Here is a 22,881-nt window from a genome sequence, read left to right on the forward strand (position 1 = left end):
TTATTATACAGATATTCTCTCAGTCTTTCAATGCCTCAAAGCATTTTTTAATCAGTTCGAGCGGTTTTTCTCCCTCTCCCCTTGCCGGCTTGATGGTAAGGTATGGATTTGCGCCCGCGGTAAAGAGATATTTGCCCTTTTCCTTTGCAAGCAGCTGCATCAGCTTCTGTGGGTCAATATTAGGCTGCGGCTGAAATTCCAGAAGAAGATTCCCATGCTTCTGGCTGATGGCGCGAATCCCCATCTCATGTGCCTCTGCCTTCACAAGAACCACCTCCAGCAGAAGCTGTACGCTCTTTGGCAAATCGCCATAGCGGTCTTCGAGCTCCTCCTGCATGTCGTAATATTCCTCCATGGTGCGGATGCCTGCGATTTTTTTATACAGCTCCATCCGCTGCTCCTGATTCTTAATATAAAAATCAGGGATAAAGGCACTGATATTCAAATCAATCGAGGTTTCAAATTTTTCCTCCTTCGGTGCATCTCCCTTGAGGTTCTGCACCTCCTCCTCAAGCAGGCGGCAATACATATCATACCCGACTGCCTCCATGTGTCCATGCTGCTCCGCACCAAGAAGATTGCCTGCACCGCGGATTTCCAAATCACGCATGGCAATCTTAAAGCCCGATCCAAATTCCGTAAATTCACGAATGGTCTGCAAACGTTTTTCCGCCGCCTCGCGCAGCATTTTATCCCGCTTATACATCAGATACGCATACGCAATGCGATTGCTTCTGCCCACGCGTCCGCGCAGCTGATACAGCTGAGAAAGCCCCATGCGGTCGGCATCCTGAATGATGATGGTATTCGCATTGGAAATATCCATCCCCGTTTCGATAATCGTTGTGCAGACCAGAACATCAATCTCGCCGCTGATGAAATCACCCATAATGCGTTCCAGCTCTCGCTCCGACATCTGCCCATGCGCGTAGGTCACATTTGCATCCGGCACAAGCCTCTGCACACGGAAGGCCTCCTCACTGATGGATTCTACACGATTATAGAGATAATAAACCTGTCCGCCGCGGCTGATTTCCCTGTGAATGGCTTCACGAATAAATTCGGGATTATTTTCCATCACATAGGTCTGAACGGGATGCCTTTCCTGCGGCGGCTCCTCCAAAAGGCTCATATCGCGAATCCCCGCAAGGCTCATGTGAAGCGTTCTGGGAATAGGGGTTGCGGAAAGCGTCAGCACATCCACGTTTTCTTTGAGCGCCTTCAGCTTTTCCTTATGCGCCACGCCGAAGCGCTGCTCCTCATCCACGATAATCAGCCCCAAATTCTTGAACTTGACATCCTTTGAGAGAATCCGATGCGTCCCAATCAAAATTTCAGAATAGCCCTTTTCGATATTCTGCAAACTCTCCTTCTGCTGCTTCGGCGTACGGAAACGGGAGAGCAGCTCGATATGCACGGGGTAGCCCGTCATTCTCTGGGTAAAGGTATTGTAATGCTGCTGTGCCAAAATGGTGGTCGGAACTAAGAATGCGACCTGCTTGCCCTCCTGTGCCGCCTTGAATGCCGCACGAATGGCAACCTCCGTCTTGCCGTAGCCAACGTCCCCGCAAATCAGTCTGTCCATAACCTTGCTGCTTTCCATATCCTTTTTGACATCCTCAATGGCGTTCAGCTGGTCATCCGTTTCCTCATAGGGGAAGCTTTCCTCAAATTCCTGCTGCCAGACGGTATCCGCACCATAGACAAAGCCCTGCGCCGCCGCACGCTTTGCATAAAGCGCAACCAGATCCTCCGCCATAATCTGCACAGCCTTTCGCGCCTTCGCCTTTGCCTTTGCCCAGTCCTGTCCGCCAAGCTTATTCAGCTTGGGTGCGGCAGAGCCTGTACCGATATATTTCTGTACCATATCCATCTGGTTGACAGGTACAAAGAGACTGCCGCCATCCCGATAGGAAATCTTCATATAATCCTTCTGCACGCCCTCGACAGAGATTTTTTCCAGACCGCGAAATACGCCAATCCCATGGTTATCATGTACAACATAATCCCCGATATGCAAATCGGTAAAGCTTTCGATTGCCGCGCCGTTTTTCCTGCGCTTCTTTCGTTTTTTCTTTTCCTTGCCGCCGAATAATTCGCTGTCGCAGAACACGGCAAAATCAATATAATCATACCGAAAGCCCTTAGAAAGCGTGCCGCGTGCCACCCAGACGGCACCCTTCGGCACCTCCTTTTCCAGAGAATCGATATAAACGGCTTCCAGACCCATTTCCTGCAATTCCTTTGCCATACGCTGTGCCCTTGTACCGCTGCCGGCAAGAATCAGCGTGCGGAAATGGTTCTTTTTCAGATATTCCAGTTCCTCGCAGAAAAGGTCTGCGCGCTGCTGGAAGGAAGGCGTAGAGCGCACCGAAAGATTTACCATGGTTTTCGGATGGAAATCCACCGTCTTCCGGTTCAGCCCTGCAAGCAGAAGCTCCGCAAAGCCCTCCGCCTGCCGCAAAATTTCCGTATAATCATAGAGCATATTGCTCTGCCCTGGCAATAAATAGCCCTGCGCGATACGCCCCTTCACACTCTCGCGGTATTCCTCCGTCAGAATATCCATGTGCTCACGGATGCGCTCAGGCTCATCGAACACAAGCAGGGTGTCCTCCCGCAAATAGGAAAGCAGGCTGACGGGATTTTCATAAAAATAATCGGCATACGCCCCGAGTGCAGGCAATGTTTTTTCCGCACGCAGGCGTTCCGCATCCTCGCCGATATGCTCCCGCAGACGCTCTGCATTTTCCGCTTCGCCCTTCTGCTCCAGATTTTTCAGTACCTTCCGATATTCCTGCTCGATGCGCTCCGCCGCAGAAACTGCCTGCTCCTCGGTATAAACCATTTCCCGCAGGGGGAAGATGCTCGCCTCCTCCAGCTTTTCTACGGAACGCTGGCTTTGCGCATCCATGCTGCGGATAGAATCAATTTCATCATCCCAAAATTCGATACGCACGGCATCCTCCGCCGTCAGCGACCAGATATCCAGAATACCGCCGCGCAGGCTGAACTGCCCGGGGCTTTCCACCAGCTCCGTCCGCTCATAGCCCATGCGTACCAGCTTGCGTGTCAGCTCTGCGATTTCAACGATTTCACCTGTCCGCAGGGTCAGCCGAAAGGAGGCGAAAATTTCCTTCGGGGGATATTTATCTAACAGCGCTTCGGCAGATGCTACAATGATGGGCGTTTCGCCCTTGAGCAGACGCTCCAATACCAGAAACCGCTGGCGGTTCATTTCCATGCTATGCACATCCGCGCTGTAGAAAAGGATATCCTTCGCAGGATAATATGCACAGTCCTTCGTAAAAAAGGTCAAATCCTCCAGAATTTCCTTCGCGCGCAGCTCACTGTAGGTCAGAAGGAAAAGCGGACGCTTTGTTTCCGCCTGCAGGCTGTACGCCAGATGATTTTTTGCCGCATCAATGACACCTGTCGCAAAAACAGGCGTATTTCCCTTTGCAATTCCTTCCAGAATCTGTTGAAAACTGCCCAATTCGGTCAGCGGTGCGGTTAAGGCTTTCATTCTTTATTCACCCCGTCAGTAGTCTTTTCCGTTTCTTTTTCGGCTTTTTCTGCCTGCTCCTGCAAGGCCTTCTGTTTTTTCATGCTTTTCGGTTTCTGGTTCACACGGTTTGCCGCCTCCGCCACGCCGCGAGAGAGGATCAGCTCCACACCCTTGACCGCCTTCTCCATGCCTTCTTCCATGGCAGGCAAATCATCGGGACTGAATTTCGCAAGAACATAATCCGCCAAATCCCAGCCCTTTGGCTTTTCGCCAATGCCGACCTTAATGCGGTTAAACACATCCGTCCCCATTTGGTCGATGATGTTGCGGATGCCGTTATGTCCGCCATGGCTGCCCTTTTCGCGAATCCGCACACTGCCGCAGGGCAGGCTCGTATCATCGAAAATGACAACAAAGCGTTCCTGCGGAATTTTATAGAAATTCACGATTTCACGCACACTTTCGCCGCTGAGGTTCATAAAGGTCTGCGGCTTTACGAGAAGCACCCGCTTATCGCGAATCATGCCATCCCCAATCAATGCTCTGTTTTTGTATTTTTCCACCTTAATCTCATATTTTTCCGCCAGCTTATCAATTACACAGAAGCCGACATTATGCTTTGTTTCGGCGTATTCTCTGCCGGGGTTGCCAAGACCCACGATGCAGTAAAACTCCTGCCCTCTCGCTTCCTGATTTTTAAATCTGTCAAAAAGACCCATGTGCCTTTCCTCCTGTCCGTAAACACAACGAAATGCCCTAATCAAAAAATTAGAGCTGCTGTTCTAAGGTGTGTCCCAATAAGAAAACTTTCAGCATTTCAGAATGCAAGGTTTCTTATCCGGGCGCACCTTTATTCTGTTCATTTTTCAGAGTCATTATAGCATAAAAAAGCGGCAGAAAACAATAAAAAAGTGAGCACTTTTCAGTGCTCACTTTAATATTTCTATCTATGTATCAGATGAAATTATTTTACTTCGTTAACCAGTTCAGCGCCTTCCAGGAATGCCTTTGCATTATCCATTGTAATCAGAGCCATCTGTTCCAGAGCTTCTTCTGTCAGGAATGCCTGGTGACCGGAGATAACAACCTTATCGCTTGCCAGCAGTCTGGACAGAGTCTTGTCATGTTCTTTCAGGTTGCTTCTGTCTTCGAAGAAGTATTCATGTTCTTTTTCGCAAACGTCCATACCTACGCCACGGAATTTGCCGGCTTCAACTGCATCAGCCAGAGCTTCGGAGTCAACCAGACCGCCACGAGCAACGTTGATGAAGATAACGCCGTCTTTCATCTTAGCGATAGCATCCTTGTCGATCATGTGTCTTGTTGCGGGCATCAGAGGGCAGTGGATGGAGATAACATCAGCACGAGCATACAGTTCGTCCAGAGTTACATATTCCAGACCCAGGTTGGGGTTAGGGAATGCATCATAAGCGATGATGTCCATGCCGAAGCCTTTCAGAATGTTAATCATGCACTGACCGATTTTACCTGTACCGATGATACCTGCTGTTTTGCCGTACAGAGCGATACCTGTCAGACCAGCGATATCGAAGTTGAATTTTGTTGTTCTTTCATAGGACAGATGAGGCTTTCTGTTAACAGCCATCAGAAGCGCTGCGCCCTGTTCTGCTACGGACTGAGGAGAGTAAGCGGGTACTCTCAGTACGGGCAGACCACATTCTTTTGCAACATCCAGATCAACGCTGTCGAAACCTGCGCAACGCAGCAGCAGAACCTTGATACCCAGATTTTTCAGTTCACGGATAACTTCTGCGGGAACTTCGTCATTAACGAAAGAGCAAGTAGCGTCATGACCTGCTGCCAGATGAGCTGTAGCGGGTGTCAGTCTTTCGTTGAAGAAAGTGATTTCATAGCCATATTTTGCTGCTACGGGTTTAAAAGCGTCTACCCAGTAAGACTTTGTGTCAAAGAATGCAATTTTCATCGATATCTTCCTCCTAAAAATTTAAAAATTTGATAAGTGGATAGTAAAATTTTATAGCAAACAGAGCCATTCCCACACTGCGAATAGGAAATATGTCTTACTCTGTTTGTTTTACTTTTAACAATATAATCTATTTTACCCTTCTTGTCAACCGAGTTTCTGTAAAATTGGCAGTTTTGCCAAACCCATTTTTCCCAAAACGCTAAAAAAACACCAGTTTCCGCCGAGGTTTGGCTACCGCTTTTTGGATATTATTTTTTTTACCCATAACTGCTAAAAATATCTCCTCTCACTGCACTATTTTTCAGTAAATAAAAAGAAAAACTCCCATTTTTGTATTTGGGAGTTTTTTCTGTCATGATTTTGTGAATTTTTCGGCGCAATGCGAATCAGTCAAACAGCTGAGAAATAGAAACGCCGTTATGGATGCAGTTGATTGCATCTGCGAAAATATCTGCAACGGAAACCATTGTAATCTTGTCGATTTTCTTTTCCTCAGGCAGCTCGATGGTATCCAGAACCAACAGCTCCTTGATTGCGGATTTTTCGATTCTTTCGATGGCAGGACCGCTCAGAACGCCATGTGTACAGCAGGCATCTACCTCGATTGCACCTCTTTCAATCAGCGCATTGGCTGCATTTGTAATGGTACCCGCGGTATCAATCATATCATCCAGCAGGATAACCTTTTTACCCTTGATGTCACCGATGATATTCATAACCTCGCTGACATTTGCCTTCGGTCTGCGTTTATCAATAATTGCAATAGGAATATTCAGCTTTTCCGCAAATTTTCTGACTCTTGTTACGCTGCCCAGGTCGGGAGAAACCGCAACAAAATCTCTTTCCAGAGAATCGCCGAATTTTTTGATGTAGAAGTCTGTCAAGAGAGGGCTGCCAACCAGATTATCTACGGGAATATCGAAGAAGCCCTGAATCTGCGCACAATGCAGATCCATTGTCAGCACACGGCTTGCGCCTGCGCTTGTCAGAATATTTGCAACCAGCTTTGCACTGATGGGATCTCTCGCTCTTGCTTTTCTGTCCTGACGAGCATAGCCGTAATAAGGCATAACGGCTGTGATTCTTGCTGCGGATGCACGCTTCATTGCGTCAATCATGATGAGCAGCTCCATCAGGTTATCGTTTACGGGATAGGATGTGGACTGGATGATGAATACATCTGCGCCACGAATGGTTTCATTGATCTTTACGGAAATCTCACCGTCGCTGAACTTTTCTACTTCACAGTCGCCCAGTTTCAGACCAAGCTTATCTGCGATTGCATTTGCCAGCGTTTTGTTGGAATTGCAGGCAAAAACTTTAATGTTGCTGATGCCGGAATTAAGCATTTATCTGTCCCCCTATAAAAAATAATTTTAGGTTATATAAGCACATACAATATTATGTTACACCGAAAAACAATCAATTTCAACCGCTATTCGACAATTTTTTCAAATTATCTTTCAATTCTCTTTTTTGTCCAGCCTTCGATGACCTGCTGTCTTGCTCTGGCAACCGCCAAAACGTCCTCAGGCACATCCTTTGTGATGGTGGAGCCTGCGGCAATGTAGGAGCCCTTCTTCACGGTTACAGGTGCAACCAGATTTACATTGCAGCCGACAAAAACATTATCCTCAATGGTAGTGCGGTGCTTTTTCTTGCCATCATAGTTTACCATAATGCTGCCGCAGCCGAAGTTGATTTTTTCGCCTGCATCGGTATCCCCAACATAAGAAAGATGGGGAATTTTTGTGCCGTCGCCAATGGTGGAATTTTTCACCTCAACGAAGTCGCCAACCTTCACCCTGTTGCCGATATGGCAGTTCGGGCGGATATACGCGAAAGGCCCAACGGTGGTTTCGTTGCCGATTTCGGATTCGATTGCCGTAGAGGTCTGGAATTTCACGCCATTGCCAAGCTTGGTATCTGTCAGTCTGGAATTGGGGCCGATTTCGCAGTCCTCCCCGATTTCCGTATTGCCCTCCAGCACACAGCCGGGCAAAATCACCGTATCCATACCGATTTTAACATCACTGCCGATATAGGTATTTTCGGGATCCACGAGGGTAACACCGCTTTCCATGTGCTTACGGTTGATGCGGTGCTTCATGATTTTTGCAGCTTCCGCAAGCTGTACACGGCTGTTTACACCGAAAAATTCATCGGCATCCTTTGCCACAACAGCCTCCACCTTGCCGCCTGCCTTCAAAATCAGCTCCAGACAATCTGTCAGGTAATATTCCCCCTGCGCGTTATTGTTATTCAGCTTGCCCAGGGATTCCTTCAATTCCCTGCCGTTGAAAATATAAATCCCTGTGTTGATTTCGTTAATCATTCTCTGTGTATCTGTTGCATCCTTATGCTCCACAATGCGTTCAAAGCCGCCGTGGTCATCGCGCATGATGCGCCCGTAGCCGGCAGGGTCCTCTATTTTAGAGGAAACCACAGTTACGCTGTGTCCCTCTGTACGGTGTACCTCAACCAGCTTTGTCAGGGTTTCGCCTGTAATCAGCGGCGTATCCCCGTAGAGAATCAGCATATCACTGCTTTCATCAATAAAATCGCCTGCCATCATAACAGCATGTCCTGTGCCCTTCTGCTCTGCCTGCAAAGCAAAGGAGATGCCTTCCGCGCGGATGCCTGCCTTAACCTCCTCCGCCTTATGCCCAACCACAACGCAAACGTCCTCTGCGCCACAGCCTTTTGCGGTTTCAATCACATAATCCACCATGCTCTTATTCAGAATTTCATGGAGTACCTTAGGTTTCTTGGATTTCATACGGGAGCCTTCGCCGGCAGCCAGAATGATTGCTTTCAACTGTCTCATTTATTTTTCCTCCTACGCCAAAGGGCGAAATATTTTTCAAGATATTGTATACATACATTTTAGTATCGCATTTTTCCCTATAAAATTCAATATACTCTTTTACTAAAAAATGATTTCCGGAAAAGAAAAAAAGCAGAGAAAACTCCCTGCTTTTCGTTCTTAAAATCCGATTTATAATTTTGTGCCCTTTTTCAGCACTGCCGGTTCCTCGGAGGAAACGCCGATGACTCTTTGTCCTGCGGAAAGGACAACCTCCTTATCGAAGATAGCATTTTCCACTACGCAGTTTTCGCCAATCTGGCAGCCCTCCATCAGAATGGAATTCCTTACAGCTGCGCCCTTGCCGACACGCACCCTACGGAACACAACGGAATGCTCCACCTTCCCGTCAAAAATCGCACCGCTGCCGACGATGGAATCCGTCACATCCGCGCCCCTGTTGTATTTTGCAGGGGGCTCATCCTTCGGCTTTGTTTCAATATAGGGATATTCGTTGATAAAATGATCACGGATATCCTTTTTCAGGAAATCCATATTCGTCTCAAAATAAGCCGCAATGCCTGTGCCGATGGCATTCCAGTAGCCATCATATTCATAGCCGTAGATTTTCAGCGTATGGATAAAGCGGATGATAATATCCTTTACCAGACTGTATCTGCCTTCGGGGATAATCTGATTCAGCAGATTGATGAGCAGCGTTCTGGAGATAACATAAATCCCCAGGGAGGCCGCATCGGATTTCGGCTGCTCCGGCTTTTCCTCGAAGCCCTCCAGCTTATTGTCCGCATCCATCTGCAAAATACCGAATTTGGATAAATCCTTTCCCGTCATTTTCTGATAAACCACAGTAATGTCCGCATTTTTTTCCTTATGATATTCCAGCACCTTACGGTAATCCATTTTATAGATGGAATCGCCGGAGGTAATCACAACGTATTCCTCATTGCTGCGCTTGAGGAAGGTCATATTCTGATAAATGGAATCCGCCGTGCCGCGGAACCATGTAGAGCCTGCATTGCTGGTATACGGCGTGAATACGAACAAGCCGCCCTGCTTTCTGCCGAAGTCCCACCATTTGGATGACATCAGATGGTCGCGCAGGGAACGAGAGTTATACTGCGTCAGCACAGCCACCTTCCCAATGCCGCTGTTGGACATATTGCTCAATGTAAAATCAATGGCGCGATAGCAGCTGCCGATGGGCAATGCCGCCGCCGCTCTATGGTCGGTCAGAACGCCCAGTCTGCCGTCGTTATTGCCGCCTGCCAAAATAATACCGATTGCTTTCATCTGTTACACCTCCCGTACAACGGCCTTGCCGCTTTCCAATCTGCCGTCGGGATAATCCTCCGGGAAGGTTCTGCCGTAAATCACGCAGTTTTTCCCCATCACAATCCCATCGGGAACACTGCTGTTCATGCCCAGAACGGTGATGCCTGTATTATAAATATTAGGCTTTGCCTCGTTAGGGATATTTTCCCCGACACCCATCTGCACACTTTTGCCGATGCTGCATTTTTCATCAATGACGCAATGGTCAACCAAAGCATTTTCGCCGATAATCGTGCCTGCCATGATGATGGAATCCTTCACCACTGCCCCCTTTTCCACCACAACACCGGGGCCGATGATGGAGCGACAGACCGTACCGTAAATCTCACAGCCGTCAGAAAGCAGCGCTTCCTCTGTCTTTGAGCCGGGTGCCGTATACTGCGGCGGCTGATGGTCGCTGTTGGTATAAATCTTCCAAAAATCCTCGTAGAGGTTGAATTCGGGCAGGGTGCGGATTAAATCCATATTGGACTCCCAATAGGACTGAATGGTGCCGACATCCTTCCAGTATCCATCGAAGCGCCATGCATACATGGGCTGTCCCTCATCCAGCATTTTAGGGATGATGTGCTTGCCGAAATCGCTGTCCGGATGGATGGAATTATCCTCAATCAACGCATCACGCAGTCTGTCCCATGTAAATATGTAAATCCCCATGGAAGCAAGATTGCTCTTGGGGCTTTCCGGCTTTTCCTCAAATTCGTAAATCTTATCGCCGTCCTCGGTATTCATAATGCCGAAGCGGTTTGCTTCCTCCATCGGCACCTCCATAACGGCAATCGTTGCCGCTGCATTGTGCGTCTTATGGAAGGCAAGCATCTTGGAATAATCCATTTTATAAATGTGGTCACCGGAAAGAATCAGCACATATTCCGGATTATTGCTGTCGATAAAGTCAATATTCTGATAAATGGCGTTTGCCGTCCCGTTGAACCATTCGCCGGAATCCCCTGTTTTCACATGCGGTGCAAGAATCGTCACACCGCCGTTTTTCTTATCCAGATCCCATGGAATCCCAATCCCGATATGCTGATTCAAACGCAGCGGCTGATACTGTGTCAGCACGCCGACGGTATCCACACCGGAGTTAATGCAGTTGCTCAGCGGAAAATCGATGATACGATATCTCCCCCCGTATGCAACGGCAGGCTTTGCCACCTTTCTTGTCAACACGCCCAGACGACTGCCCTGTCCACCCGCCAGAAGCATTGCTATCATTTCTTTTTTACGCATATTACCCACCCCTATCTTTTCAGGTTGTATATATGTAACAAAGTCATAGGCTCTGTTTTGATTATTATAGCATAGGAAAATAAACTTGCAAAGATTATCTACGGCATCTGTGCCGAAATTTCGCCTTATTTCGATTGGCTTTTTCTCTTTCCTTTTTTCTGATTGAGAAAATTTGCACGTTGCTCCTGCGCCCGTATGGGTTTATTTCCGGTGCTTTCTGTATAAAATATAAAACACAGAAAAAGAAAACGCAGAGAAAAGATTGCCTTTCTCATGCCAGTATACTATAATGAAGGTTAAACTATATGATGATTTTGTTAAATTTCAGAAAAATTTGAACCCATTTAATAGATTTTGAGGCGATAGAATATGACAACATTTCAAAAAGGACAACACATTTATTTCATCGGCATCGGCGGCATCAGCATGTCCGGTCTGGCAGAAATTCTGGCAGATAAGGGCTGTATCGTTTCCGGTACGGATATCAAGGAATCCCCTGTGACAAAGCACCTGCAGAATTTGGGGATTCATATCAACTTCGGACACAAGGCGGAAAACATCACGGATGATGTAGATTTAGTGGTCTATACCGCGGCAATCCATCCTGATAACCCCGAATATCAGGCGGCGCAGGCAAAGCATATCCCCCTGATGGACAGAGCCAGACTGCTGGGCGAAATCATGGCGGAATATGAGGATTCCATTGCCGTTGCAGGCACACATGGCAAGACTACAACCACATCCATGGTTTCCGAAATCCTGCTTGCCGCAGGGACAGACCCCACCATTACGGTTGGCGGCATCCTGCCTACCATCAGCAGTAACCTGAAAATCGGTCACTCTCCGTATTTCGTTGCCGAGGCATGCGAATATTTCGACAGCTTTTTGCAGTTCAAGCCCTTCGTCGGTGTGATTCTGAATGTGGAAAGCGACCATCTGGATTATTTCAAAAACCTTGCGAATATCCGCCGCTCCTTCCATGCCTTTGCAGAGCGTATCCCTGCGAAGGGTGCATTGGTTATCAATCAGGCGATTGAAAACGTGGCAGAGCTGACACAGGGACTGGACTGCACCGTAGAAACCTTCGGACTGGCGGACGGTGCGGACTGGCAGGCGAAAAATATCATCCATGAGCCGGACGGCAAGAATACCTTTGATGTATATTATAAAGGCGAATTATTCGGGAATTTCCATCTGAATGTACCCGGAGACCATAATATCACAAATGCGGTGGCATCCATTGCGGCGGCACATTTTGTAGGTGTCTGTCCTGCGGATTGCCAAAAGGGGCTTCTGCATTTTACGGGCACAGAACGCCGCTTCCAGAAAAAAGGCGAAAAAAACGGCGTTGTTGTCATTGATGATTATGCGCACCACCCCACAGAAATCAAGGCGGCACTGGCGGCGGCAAAAAAGGTGCAGCACCGTACAACCTGGTGCGTATTCCAGCCGCACACCTATTCCAGAACGAAGTTCCTCTTTGATGCATTCGGCGAAGCATTCACCGATGCAGATGAAGTCATCATTGCGGATATCTATGCCGCAAGGGAATCCGATGACGGCACCATTTCCGCCGCCATGCTTGCGGACAGAATCGCGAAAACAGGCAAATCCGCAAGATATGTCGGGGATTTTGATGCCATCCGCTCCTATCTGGAGAAAAACTGCAAGGCAGGGGATTTACTTCTGACGGTCGGCGCAGGGGATGTGTTCAAAATCGGCGAAGCGTTTTTAGAAAATTAAGTCGAAAACATAAAAAAGCGTTCTCTTTAGGATATTCCATTTGAGAACGCTTTCTTTTTTATTCGGGGAAAATCACGGTGCTTGGTGTAGCTCCGTCATTCGTTTCTTTTGTTTCCGTTACAATGGCAGGCTGCTTTGCCGCCTCTTCTGCCGCTTTTTTCTTCTCCTGATGCCCGTTAATCAGAATGAACAGCGCCAGAAACCAGCACACAATCCCGATAAACCGCACAATTTTCATGCCTTTTTTCATTGCAATCTTCCCTTTCTCGCAATTTCTTTATTTATGATATGGCTCGTTGCGCTGAATCCGCTCCGAGCGGTAAATCTGCTCCAATAAAACCACGCGCATCATCTGGTGCGGAAATGTCATTCTGGAAAAGCTGAGTGCATAATCCGCGCGCCGCATCACCGCAGGGGAAAGCCCCAGAGAGCCGCCGATGATGAACACGATATGGCTCACGCCGCCAACGCTCTTTTTCGCCATAAATTCTGCCAGCTCCTCGGAGGAAAGCATCTTTCCTTCCACCGCAAGCGCCACCGCAAAGGCATCGTCCTTCACGTTTTTCAGAATCCGCTGTCCTTCCCTTTCCTTGACCTCCGCCGCCTGTGCATCGCTCATGTTTTCGGGTGCCTTTTCATCCGCCAGCTCGATAATCTCCAGCTTCATATAACGGCTCAACCGCTTGCTGTATTCCGCGATGGCATCGCGCCAGTATTTTTCCTTCAATTTGCCTACGCAAACGACCGTAACCTTCATGCCAACCCTCCGTTACAGTTCCACCTTCACGCCATTCTGAAAACGGCTCGCCATATCCATTTTTACATGCGTGCCAACCTCAATGCGGTTGTTCCGCAGGATTTCCTCTACTGTTTCATACGCCAGATGGGGGTTATTGTTTTCCTCGCTGAGGTGCCCCAAAAAAACATATTTCATCTTTCCCGTCATCACCTCTGCCAGAAGCCTTCCTGCCGTATGGTTGGAAAGATGTCCGTTTTCGCCCAGAATCCGCTGCTTCAGCGACCATGGATAACCGCCCTTTTTCAGCATTTCCACATCATGATTTGCCTCTAAAAGCAGCACATCACTGTCCTCTATGCTTTCCCGAATCGTATCCGTCACATGCCCGATATCGGTTGCCAGTGTGATTTTTTTCTCGCCCGAAAAGACGTTATAGCCGACCGGCTCTGCCGCATCATGCGGAATCCGAAACGGCTTCACGCAAAGGTCATTCACCGCGCAGACCTCATCCGCATACACAATCCGCTTGTTGCTCGGCGCAATCCGCCCAAGGCCTTCCTCCATCGCCGCCCAGGTATCCGCCGTGGCAAAAATGGGGATATCAAACCTGCGGGAAAGGATGCCTGCCCCCTTGATATGGTCAACATGCTCATGGGTGATAAACAGCGCATCGATTTTGTCGCCCGTCAGCTTCAAATTTGCAAGTCCTTCCTCGATTTTCTTGCCACTGATGCCTGCATCAATCAATATTTTCGTGTAATCCGTCCCGATATAGGTGCAGTTGCCGCTGCTGCCGCTGGCGATGGTGCAAAATTCCATCCGCAAGCCGGTTCACCTCTTTTCCTTCGTGTTTTTCCATAAAATAAGCCTCGGAACTGCTCCGAGGCTCTCTTGTTCTCTTTTTACTGCTCGCCGGGGATACGGTCGATATCCGCGCCCATGGCTCTGAATTTTTCCTCGACATCCTCATAGCCTCTGTCGATATAACGCACGCCGTCAATGATGGTTTCGCCCTCTGCCGCCAGTGCCGCCAGAATCATTGCCGCGCCTGCTCTCAGGTCTGTTGCGGAAACCTCCGCGCCGCTGAAATGCTTAATGCCGTGGATGGTTGCCACTCTGCCGTTAATTTCCACATCTGCGCCCAGCTTACGCAGCTCACCCATGTACTGATATCTGTTTTCCCAGACATTTTCCGTCAGCACACTTGTCCCGTTGCAGACCGCAAGAAGCGTTGCAATCTGAGGCTGTAAATCCGTCGGGAAGCCGGGGTAGCTCATGGTCTTTACATTTACCGCACGCAAGGGCTCATCCGCCATCACGCGAATGGAATCCTCCCATTCCGCCACCTTCACATTCATTTCCTCCAGCTTTGCTGTCAGGGAATCCATGTGCTTGGGAATGATATTCTTCACCAGCACATCGCCGCCCGTAATCGCCGCCGCAATCATGTAGGTGCCTGCCTCAATCTGGTCGGGAATGATGGTATACTGCGCGCCCTTCAGTTCGGGAACGCCCTTAATACGAATCACATCTGTCCCTGCGCCCTTGATATTTGCCCCCATCATGTTCAGATAGTTTGCAGTATCTACCACATGCGGCTCCTTTGCCGCGTTTTCAATCGTTGTGGTGCCCTCCGCCATGGTTGCCGCAAGCATGACATTGATGGTCGCGCCAACGCTCACCTGATCCATGTAGATGGAAGTACCAATCAGCTTTTCGGCATAAGCCTTCACCATGCCGTCCTCCTCAATGACGGTTGCACCAAGCGCACGGAAGCCCTTCAGGTGCAGGTCAATGGGGCGTTTGCCAAAATTGCAGCCGCCGGGCATTGCCACCTCTGCCTTTTTATAGCGTGCCAAAAGCGCACCGATGAGATAATAGGATGCGCGCATTTTCTGCACGCCCTCAAAGGTCGCCTGATAGCTGACACCCTCGTTACAGTCAATTTCCAAAGTATGTTTATCTAAAAATCTGCATTTACCGCCCATTTCCTGAATGGTATGACAGATATTTCTAACGTCCTCAATACTGGGAAGATTCTCCAGTACACTCACTCCGGTTGCCATTACCGCCGCCGGAATAACAGCCACCGCCGCGTTTTTCGCACCGCTGATGGTAACCTCTCCGGTCAATCTTTTTCGGCCCCTTACAACTAATTTATCCATAAAAACATTCATCCTTCCAATCAATTCCAAAGGACAATCTATATCTCTGAACAGGCGAAAAAGCCGCCGTTCCCCAAAAAGTAGTCGTTTTTCTCTATATTTCGCCCTATAACATTAGAATTATATCACGAAAACGGTGCAGTGGAAAGTGTTTTTTTTCGAGGGCTGTATTTTTCGCCCCACTTCTTCCCGAAAGCAGAAAACAGCGTCCATCCTTGCGGATGAACGCCATTTTGATTGTTTTCAGCTAAGATTTTCGGAAAAATTTATTTTACCGCCTGAATTGTTACAGTCTTTGTTGCATCGTCCCATGTGGTCACTGCGCCCAGCTCATCCGCTACAAAGCGAACGGGTACAAAGGTGCGGCCGCCGATGATAACAGGAGCAACGCCGTATTTTTCCAGAGCTTTGCCGATAGTCATTTTGATTTCCTTGCCGTTAACAGTCAGAGTAACCTCTTTTGCGGCTTCGTTCCAAGCAACCTGACCGCCCAGTGCTTCTGTGATGACTCTGATGGGAACCAGAGTTCTGTCGTTGCGGATTACGGGTGCAACATCGTTGATGATTGCCTGATCGTCCACAATCACTGCTGTGCTGCCAATCTGCAGAAGGATTGTCTTTGTTGCTGCTGCGGGCTTGTCTGTGTTGGCTGCGCCCTCTGCCTGCTTGAAGGTTGTATCAACGGTTACGCCGCCCTTCGGCATGGTGAAGGAGTATGTGCCGTCCTTTTCTGCTTTCAGCTTAACTTCCTTGCCGTCCTTGTCCTTTGCGGTAATCTTATCCAGTGCATAGCCCTCGTCAGCCTTGGGTGTCAGAATAACCTTGTCACCTGTTTCTGCCTTTGCCGCGCTTGCGGTTACAGCACCGTTTTTGCTGTCAGAGATGGTTGCACCGTATTTTGTAACACTGCTGCCGCCGCCACCGCCGGAGGAGGAGCTGGAAGAAGATTTCTTGAATACTGTTACGGTGCAGCTTGCCGTCAGTATGTTAGAAGGTGTATTGTCACCGTCTGTATCTGTGCCGTCACCTGTTGCTGTATCACCTTCTGCCTGAGTTGTAGGCGCATCTGTTGTATCAGGTGTTTCTGTTTCTCCGGGTGTTGTGGGTGCTTCTGTTACACCGCCCAGTGTTGCTGTGATGGTTGCACTACCATAGTCTACACCTGTAACAACGCCATTTTCTACAGTTGCGACTGCTTCTTTATCACTTGCCCATGTTATAGGGTCTGCTACTTCGTATGTTTTGCCGTTTGCTTCTACGATGGCTTTCAGTGTGTCTGTGTAACCTCTGCGGATTCTTGTGCTTGTTTTGTCCAGAGCAATCTTGTTCGTTACAACGTATTTGTCACCTTTAACCTGAATTGCTTTATAGCCCTCTGCTACATAAGCATTGGCAGGCTTATCGGAGAAAGTGCCGCCGGAGATAGAGATTGTAGCATTAGAGTTTGTACCTTTAACAATTGCACCTTTAGCACCACTAAAGCAACCACCAGAAATATTCACAATAGCAGGCTGACTGCTGACATCAGCAATCGCATAATCCGCACCTTCAAAGATACCGCCGGTTACAGTCAATGTACCAAGGTCAATATTAACACCACAACCACAGTTATAAACACCGTAGGTTTCTTTTCCTGTACTGCTTGCATCACTTGCAGCTTTGTAGGTACCACCGTTGATTGTTGCAATATTATGATTCTGAACAGTTGCCTGATAGAAATTCTTGAATGTACCGTTGTTAATAGTCAACTCTGCACGGTCATCATTTTTAATCGTATTCAGACCTCCCGAGAAGGTACCATTATTGATAATCAACGTAGGGTTATCCACTCCCTTGTCGTTGTCGTATGTAGTACCATTGTAGTAACCATTCGCAACAAGGCTGGAGAATCTGCCCAACTCGTCATTCCCCTCCGCTGTCAGCACGTTTACGCCTTCGTTAATGGTCATATTACCAACATTCTTGATGGTGTAATAGGAGTTACCGCCAGAAGAACTATCACTTTTACCATTTTCTTGAGTACGGTCAAAAGTACCTCCGTTTAAAGTAACCGTCCCCTTATTATAGAGAGCTGCTTTCCCGTGAGTAATATTATCAACTGTACCTTCACCCTTAATAGTCAAGGTGCCGTTATTCATAATTGTGTGCCCAACACTGTTTGTAATCCTCTTACCATTCAGGTAGATTGTAATATTTGCCTTTTCAGGTACTACAACATCCCCTCTGATATCAGCAGCAAGTTTAATAGTAGTTTCTGTTTCCCCTGCGGCAGTAATTGCGGCATTTAACTCATCAATAGTCTTAACACCTTCGTTTTCGGCAGGTGTATCAGGTGCTGTTGTGCTACCGCCTTCTGTGCCGCCATTTTCACTGCCAGTTTCACCTGTACTGCCAGTTTCACCACTGCCGCTTTCGCCTGCCCCTGCACCGCTTTCTGTACCTGTTGTGTCTGCCACATCATCTGCCAATGCTGTCACAGGTGCAGTTGCAGTTGCCATGCTCATTGCCATGAAAATCGCAAGGTATTTTTTCTTTTTCATTTTTCCTTCAACCTTTCTTTATTTTTCCGTTCCTTTGAAAACCCTTTTTTTCTATTTCAAACAGCCTTCTTTCTCGCTGCATCTCCCCCCTTCGCCTCTCCGCTTCTTATATTCGCACATCCTCCTTTGAGAAAAATGTGAAAGATGCCTTCCTTCCGTTGCTTCAATCGGGCTTTTCCTCCCGCAGGCACCGCTTCTGCCGGCTCAGCGTCTCCGGCGACATATCTAAAAACGAAGCTAAAAAACGGTCGCTGACCACATCCTCCAGCCCCTCATATTCCTTCAAAAAGAAAAGATACCGCTCCTTCGCCGCCATCTGATACCGCGCACTTTTGAGCGCCCATTGCTTGTGGTACGCCTGCATCAGCCATTCAAAAAGGATTGTTTGAAATTCCGGATAGGTTCTAAACAGCGTGATTACATCCATATTGGCAATCACAAAAACATCTACATTCGACATCGCGACCACAGAGGTCAGCGCTTTTCTCTGCCGGTTCGTAAACGGCGTAATCATCTCGCCGGATACAAAAGAAAAATCATCCGAAATCTGCTTTCCGCCCGTCGTATAAAGAAATGCGCCCGTCACGCCTTCCATCAGGAAGCAGCAGGTATCCACCGGTTCTCCCTGATTGTACAGTGCCCGCCCCTTCGGGTAGTGCCTGGTGCTGGAAATACCAATAACTTTTTCGATTACATCTTTATTATGGATGTCCAGAACATCCACCAGAAACCGTCTCATCCTGTCTTTCATACACATACGATATCCCCAAACCTCTAAGCCTTGTCTTTCTGCCAATACATCTTCTTCCTTGTTTTATAAGGTTCATCATGCTTCATGAGTTTTTGCTGTTTCCTACAACATAACATAAAAATCAAACCCTTTCATTGACCTATGTCAATATCCTAGCATTTTTAAGAGCAATTTTCAAATATTTTCAAGAAAAATGAAAATTTTTTGATACATTTGTTTTCTTCTTCTATTTTCTATCTGTTTATTAGGTACAAACCGATATCTAGTCAAAAATAACTGATTATATAGAATATTTCAAGTTTTTTATTAGATATAATATGACACATGGAGGTGATACAAGCATGTGTAAAGAGGCATTTTCCAAAAGATTGGTACAGCTGCGTATGGCAAAGGGCGTTTCCGCAAGGGATATGAGTCTTTCCCTCGGGCAGAACCCCGGCTACATCAACAGCATTGAAAACAATAAGACCTTCCCTTCCATGTCCAATTTTTTTGAAATCTGTGACTATCTGAACATCACCCCAATGGAATTTTTCGATCTGGAGTCAGAGCATCCCGAAAAAATCCACACCCTCACAGAGCAGCTCAAGCGCCTTGATGCTGCCCAGCTTGATAGTATCCTTCGTATTGTAAATGGGCTGGTCTCCAATCATCCCTATTGATTTTCTTTTTTCCGATTCCTAAATCTGTAAAAACCCGTCTGTCACAGGGCATAAAAAAAGATACAAGATTTTCTCTTGTATCTCAGACTGTAGACAAAGTAATTTTGAGGCAGCGGAAGGGCTTGGGAAACAAATCCGTTTCCCAAATGGAATCCGCAGTCGGAATTCACTTCCGGCGAGGAAAACAGCGAGTTTCGAGGCTTTTAAGCTGATGGAACTCGTCTGTTTATTCTTCTGTCTTAGCAAGTCGAAATCCTGATTTCGACTTAGGGTGTCGACTTTGTCGACACCCTAAGATACAAGATTTTCTCTTGTATCCCTTTTTCGCTTGCGGAGACAGGATTTGAACCTGCCTTGCCCACCTCGAAATCTGGTCGCCCGCTCTCCCTCTCTGCGTTCTGTCTGCGGAACTCCCGATTTCTCGCCTGCATCACCTTCCTTCTTCTGCCACCGGCAGCGGTCGGTGCTGCAGCCCCGGAAACCCGTCGGTCGCAGGGCATAAAAAAAGATACAAGATTTTCTCTTGTATCTCTCTTTTTGATTGCGGAGACAGGATTTGAACCTGCGACCTCCGGGTTATGAGCCCGACGAGCTACCGGACTGCTCTACTCCGCGTCAATATGAATTTATTATCATTACCTATTATACCCCCAAAGCGGGGATTTGTCAAATCCCCCTCCCGATTTTATATCCCATCCTTGAAATTCTTATCCAGTCGCTCCTTCCGCACCCTCCAATCCGGCATCAGCCGTCCCAGAAGGTCATAAAAGGCTTTCCCATGATTGGGATACCGAAAATGCAGCAGCTCATGCAGCACCACCTGCTCAATACAAGCCTCATCCGCCTTCAGCAGCTGCAGGTTCAACCGAATCGTGCTGCCCGTTGTAGTACAGCTACCCCAGATGCTTTTCATATTTCGGATTTTAATTTCCGGCCTTGCTATATGATATTCTTTCACCAAGGGATATATTCTATCCATAATTTCCGCAAATTTCTTCTCCGCCTGCGCCTTCAGCCAAGCCAGATATTCCGCCTTCAGCACATCGGAATACAGCTTCGGGGAGGAAAGCAGAATGGTATCCTCCGCAACCGTAATCCGCTGTTCGCCGCGTTCCAGTCTGAGCCGATAGGGCTTGCCGAGGTAATACACCGTTTTCCCGTCATACAGGCTCGCATCGGAAATCTCATTCCTAATCTTCTCAATCTCTGCCAGATGGGTAATAATCCAGAACGCCTTGGACTGCACAAATTCATCAATCACCGCAAAGGGCACCTGCTCCCCCGCAGAAACAACCACCTTGCCATGCTTATTCACACGCAGGTTGATATACTTCACGTTTTTGCGCGTCAATTCGTATTCAATTTCAATCCCTTCATATTGCACCGTATGCACCGACATGGGTATTCCCCTTCCTCTCAGAACTTCCTTTCTATTTTACACTTCCGTAAAAAAATTGTCTATCTTTTATGTATAAAAATAACGGAACTCCGTGAAGTCCCGCTATTTTTGATATTCCGTTTTATTCCTCTGTACGGTTCAGAATTTCCATAAATTCCTCGCCTGTAATCGTTTCCTTTTCCAGAAGGAACTGTGCAATTTCATCCAGCTTATTCATATTCTCCCGAATAATGCCCACAGCCTTCTCATGCGCCTGCTTCACCACAGCAACCACAGCCGCGTCAATCTTCGTTGCGGTTTCATTGGAGCAAGCCAGAGAGGTGTCGCCGCCGAGATACTGGTTATTGATGGTTTCCAGTGCAACCATGCCGAATTCCTCGCTCATGCCGAAGCGTGTAATCATCCCTCTTGCCAGGCGTGTTGCCTGCTCAATATCGTTAGATGCACCTGTCGTGATGGAGCCAAACTTCAGCTCCTCCGCCACACGCCCACCGGTAAAGGTTGCAATCTTATTGAACAGTTCCTCCTTGCTCATCAGCGATTTTTCGCCCTCATCCACCTGCAAGGTATAGCCCAATGCACCGCTGGTTCTGGGAATAATCGTAATCTTCTGCACGGGAGCGGAATTTTTCTGCTTTGCCGCAACCAATGCGTGTCCAACCTCGTGGTATGCAATGATTTTCTTTTCCTCCGGAGAAATCACAGCACCCTTTCTCTGGTAGCCTGCCAGAATCACCTCAACGCTCTCCATCAGGTCCTCCTGCTTTACGCGATTGTGCCCCATGCGTACCGCACGCAGCGCCGCTTCATTGATGATATTCGCAAGCTCCGCACCGGAGGCACCCGAGGTTGCCCTTGCGATTGTGCCGAAATCAATTCCGCCTTCCATCTTGACATTTTCCGCATGTACCTTGAGAATTGCCTCTCTGCCCTTCAAATCAGGCAGCTCCACGGGAATTCTTCTGTCGAATCGACCGGGACGCAGCAGTGCCTTATCCAGTGTTTCGGGGCGGTTCGTTGCCGCCAGAATAACAACACCCTTTCTGCCGTCAAAGCCGTCCATCTCCGTCAGCAGCTGGTTCAGGGTCTGCTCCCGCTCATCGTTGCCGCCCATGCCGTTGCCGTCACGCTTTTTCCCGATGGTATCAATTTCATCAATAAATACGATACAGGGTGCTTTTTCGTTTGCCTGCTTAAAGAGGTCACGCACCTTTGCCGCGCCCATGCCGACAAACATTTCCACAAATTCCGAGCCGGAAATGGAGAAGAAGGGAACCTCTGCCTCGCCCGCAACCGCCTGCGCCAGCAGTGTTTTCCCTGTTCCGGGAGGGCCTACGAGCAATGCGCCCTTTGGCATGGATGCGCCGATTTCCGTATATTTCTGGGGATTATGCAGAAAATCCACAATTTCGCGCAATGCGTCCTTCGCTTCATCCTGCCCTGCAACGTCCTTAAAGGTCTTGCCCGTCTGCGCCTTCACATATACCTTCGCATTCGATTTCCCGAAGGACATCGCATTGCCGATGCCGCCCATCTTGCTCATGGCTTTTTTCATCACAAACTGCCACAGCAGGAAGAACACAACAAACATCACAAGCGTGCTGAACCAGGGGGAAACCTCCCTCGGCTTCACCTCTCCGAAGGATGCCCCTGCGTTATACAGCCGCTCTACCAGCTGCGGGTCATCCATCCTTACGGTAGAGTATACCTTCTGGGTGTTCTCCGAAAAAATTGTTGTGCCTGCTTTATCCGATTTGTCCTCATCCTTCAGATAGAAATAAATGACATCCTCATTCACCTCTGCCTGTGAGATATTTTTATTCTGCATCTGCGTCAGGAAAACATCATAATTCACCTGCTCTATGGTGTTCTTCGTCATAAAGGGCAGGAAAAACATATTGATTACTCCCATAATCAGCAGTGCAATCAGCCAATAATATAATAAAGGCTTTCGTTGGTTATTCACATCCATAGACCACAACTCGCTTTCTTCTTCCAAACAAATTCACTAAACACTCTTTCACTAAACACTCT

Annotated in this window: 17 protein-coding genes and 1 tRNA gene; 2 read left to right on the plus strand and 16 right to left on the minus strand. The window is 48.0% G+C overall.

What is annotated here, in order from left to right:
* Window positions 1–19 precede the first annotated feature (19 nt).
* The 7 genes from mfd to EJE48_RS03040 all read right to left on the minus strand — a co-directional run bounded on the left by mfd (window position 20) and on the right by EJE48_RS03040 (window position 10,848).
* Window positions 20–3,526: a transcription-repair coupling factor gene (gene mfd / locus EJE48_RS03010; RefSeq protein ID WP_124984289.1), complete on the minus strand. Its 3,507-nt coding sequence runs from the start codon at window positions 3,524–3,526 to the stop codon at window positions 20–22.
* Window positions 3,523–4,227 (minus strand): aminoacyl-tRNA hydrolase, encoded by a 705-nt coding sequence (gene pth, locus EJE48_RS03015; RefSeq protein ID WP_124984290.1) that lies wholly within the window; start codon window positions 4,225–4,227, stop codon window positions 3,523–3,525. Before pth ends, mfd begins: the two co-directional genes overlap by 4 nt.
* A gap of 245 nt (window positions 4,228–4,472) precedes the next feature.
* Window positions 4,473–5,453 (minus strand): 2-hydroxyacid dehydrogenase, encoded by a 981-nt coding sequence (locus EJE48_RS03020; RefSeq protein ID WP_124984291.1) that lies wholly within the window; start codon window positions 5,451–5,453, stop codon window positions 4,473–4,475.
* A 389-nt stretch (window positions 5,454–5,842) separates the two neighbouring features.
* Window positions 5,843–6,805, minus strand: coding sequence for a ribose-phosphate diphosphokinase (locus tag EJE48_RS03025; RefSeq protein ID WP_016407575.1), 963 nt, complete (start codon window positions 6,803–6,805; stop codon window positions 5,843–5,845).
* Between the two features lie 107 nt (window positions 6,806–6,912).
* Window positions 6,913–8,283, minus strand: coding sequence for a bifunctional UDP-N-acetylglucosamine diphosphorylase/glucosamine-1-phosphate N-acetyltransferase GlmU (gene glmU / locus EJE48_RS03030; RefSeq protein ID WP_118579941.1), 1,371 nt, complete (start codon window positions 8,281–8,283; stop codon window positions 6,913–6,915).
* Between the two features lie 171 nt (window positions 8,284–8,454).
* Window positions 8,455–9,573 (minus strand): glucose-1-phosphate adenylyltransferase subunit GlgD, encoded by a 1,119-nt coding sequence (gene glgD, locus EJE48_RS03035; protein ID WP_124984292.1) that lies wholly within the window; start codon window positions 9,571–9,573, stop codon window positions 8,455–8,457.
* Between the two features lie 3 nt (window positions 9,574–9,576).
* Window positions 9,577–10,848 (minus strand): glucose-1-phosphate adenylyltransferase, encoded by a 1,272-nt coding sequence (locus tag EJE48_RS03040; protein ID WP_124984293.1) that lies wholly within the window; start codon window positions 10,846–10,848, stop codon window positions 9,577–9,579.
* 369 nt (window positions 10,849–11,217) lie between these two features.
* On the opposite strand from EJE48_RS03040, the gene murC reads away from it, so the two are divergent.
* A complete protein-coding gene (murC, locus tag EJE48_RS03045; RefSeq protein WP_124984294.1) occupies window positions 11,218–12,591 on the plus strand; it encodes a UDP-N-acetylmuramate--L-alanine ligase in 1,374 nt (457 codons plus the stop codon).
* A gap of 58 nt (window positions 12,592–12,649) precedes the next feature.
* On the opposite strand, the gene EJE48_RS03050 is transcribed toward murC, so the two are convergent.
* The 6 genes from EJE48_RS03050 to EJE48_RS03075 form a co-directional block, all read right to left on the minus strand.
* Window positions 12,650–12,841, minus strand: coding sequence for a hypothetical protein (locus EJE48_RS03050; RefSeq protein WP_124984295.1), 192 nt, complete (start codon window positions 12,839–12,841; stop codon window positions 12,650–12,652).
* A gap of 27 nt (window positions 12,842–12,868) precedes the next feature.
* Window positions 12,869–13,348: a 23S rRNA (pseudouridine(1915)-N(3))-methyltransferase RlmH gene (rlmH, locus tag EJE48_RS03055; RefSeq protein WP_016407581.1), complete on the minus strand. Its 480-nt coding sequence runs from the start codon at window positions 13,346–13,348 to the stop codon at window positions 12,869–12,871.
* Window positions 13,349–13,360: 12 nt separating this feature from the next.
* Window positions 13,361–14,149: an MBL fold metallo-hydrolase gene (locus tag EJE48_RS03060; protein WP_118580469.1), complete on the minus strand. Its 789-nt coding sequence runs from the start codon at window positions 14,147–14,149 to the stop codon at window positions 13,361–13,363.
* Window positions 14,150–14,232: 83 nt separating this feature from the next.
* Entirely contained in the window at window positions 14,233–15,495 is a 1,263-nt protein-coding gene (locus tag EJE48_RS03065; protein ID WP_016407583.1) for a UDP-N-acetylglucosamine 1-carboxyvinyltransferase, read from the minus strand.
* Between the two features lie 266 nt (window positions 15,496–15,761).
* Window positions 15,762–18,035 (minus strand): stalk domain-containing protein, encoded by a 2,274-nt coding sequence (locus tag EJE48_RS03070; RefSeq protein ID WP_118579956.1) that lies wholly within the window; start codon window positions 18,033–18,035, stop codon window positions 15,762–15,764.
* A 163-nt stretch (window positions 18,036–18,198) separates the two neighbouring features.
* Window positions 18,199–18,831: a Crp/Fnr family transcriptional regulator gene (locus EJE48_RS03075; protein WP_118579959.1), complete on the minus strand. Its 633-nt coding sequence runs from the start codon at window positions 18,829–18,831 to the stop codon at window positions 18,199–18,201.
* A gap of 296 nt (window positions 18,832–19,127) precedes the next feature.
* Between EJE48_RS03075 and EJE48_RS03080 the strand changes: the two genes are divergently transcribed.
* A complete protein-coding gene (locus tag EJE48_RS03080) occupies window positions 19,128–19,448 on the plus strand; it encodes a helix-turn-helix domain-containing protein (RefSeq protein ID WP_118579962.1) in 321 nt (106 codons plus the stop codon).
* A gap of 541 nt (window positions 19,449–19,989) precedes the next feature.
* Here the strand turns inward: EJE48_RS03080 and EJE48_RS03085 are convergent.
* From EJE48_RS03085 to ftsH, 3 genes are all read right to left on the minus strand, one after another.
* Window positions 19,990–20,063: transfer RNA gene (locus tag EJE48_RS03085), tRNA-Met, on the minus strand.
* Window positions 20,064–20,133: 70 nt separating this feature from the next.
* Window positions 20,134–20,847 (minus strand): M48 family metallopeptidase, encoded by a 714-nt coding sequence (locus EJE48_RS03090; RefSeq protein WP_118579965.1) that lies wholly within the window; start codon window positions 20,845–20,847, stop codon window positions 20,134–20,136.
* A gap of 121 nt (window positions 20,848–20,968) precedes the next feature.
* Window positions 20,969–22,819: an ATP-dependent zinc metalloprotease FtsH gene (gene ftsH, locus EJE48_RS03095; RefSeq protein WP_118579968.1), complete on the minus strand. Its 1,851-nt coding sequence runs from the start codon at window positions 22,817–22,819 to the stop codon at window positions 20,969–20,971.
* Window positions 22,820–22,881: the final 62 nt, after the last annotated feature.

Origin of the sequence: Anaerotignum faecicola (assembly GCF_003865035.1) — a bacterium.
In the GTDB taxonomy this organism is placed as follows: Bacteria; Bacillota; Clostridia; order Lachnospirales; family Anaerotignaceae; genus Anaerotignum_A; species Anaerotignum_A faecicola.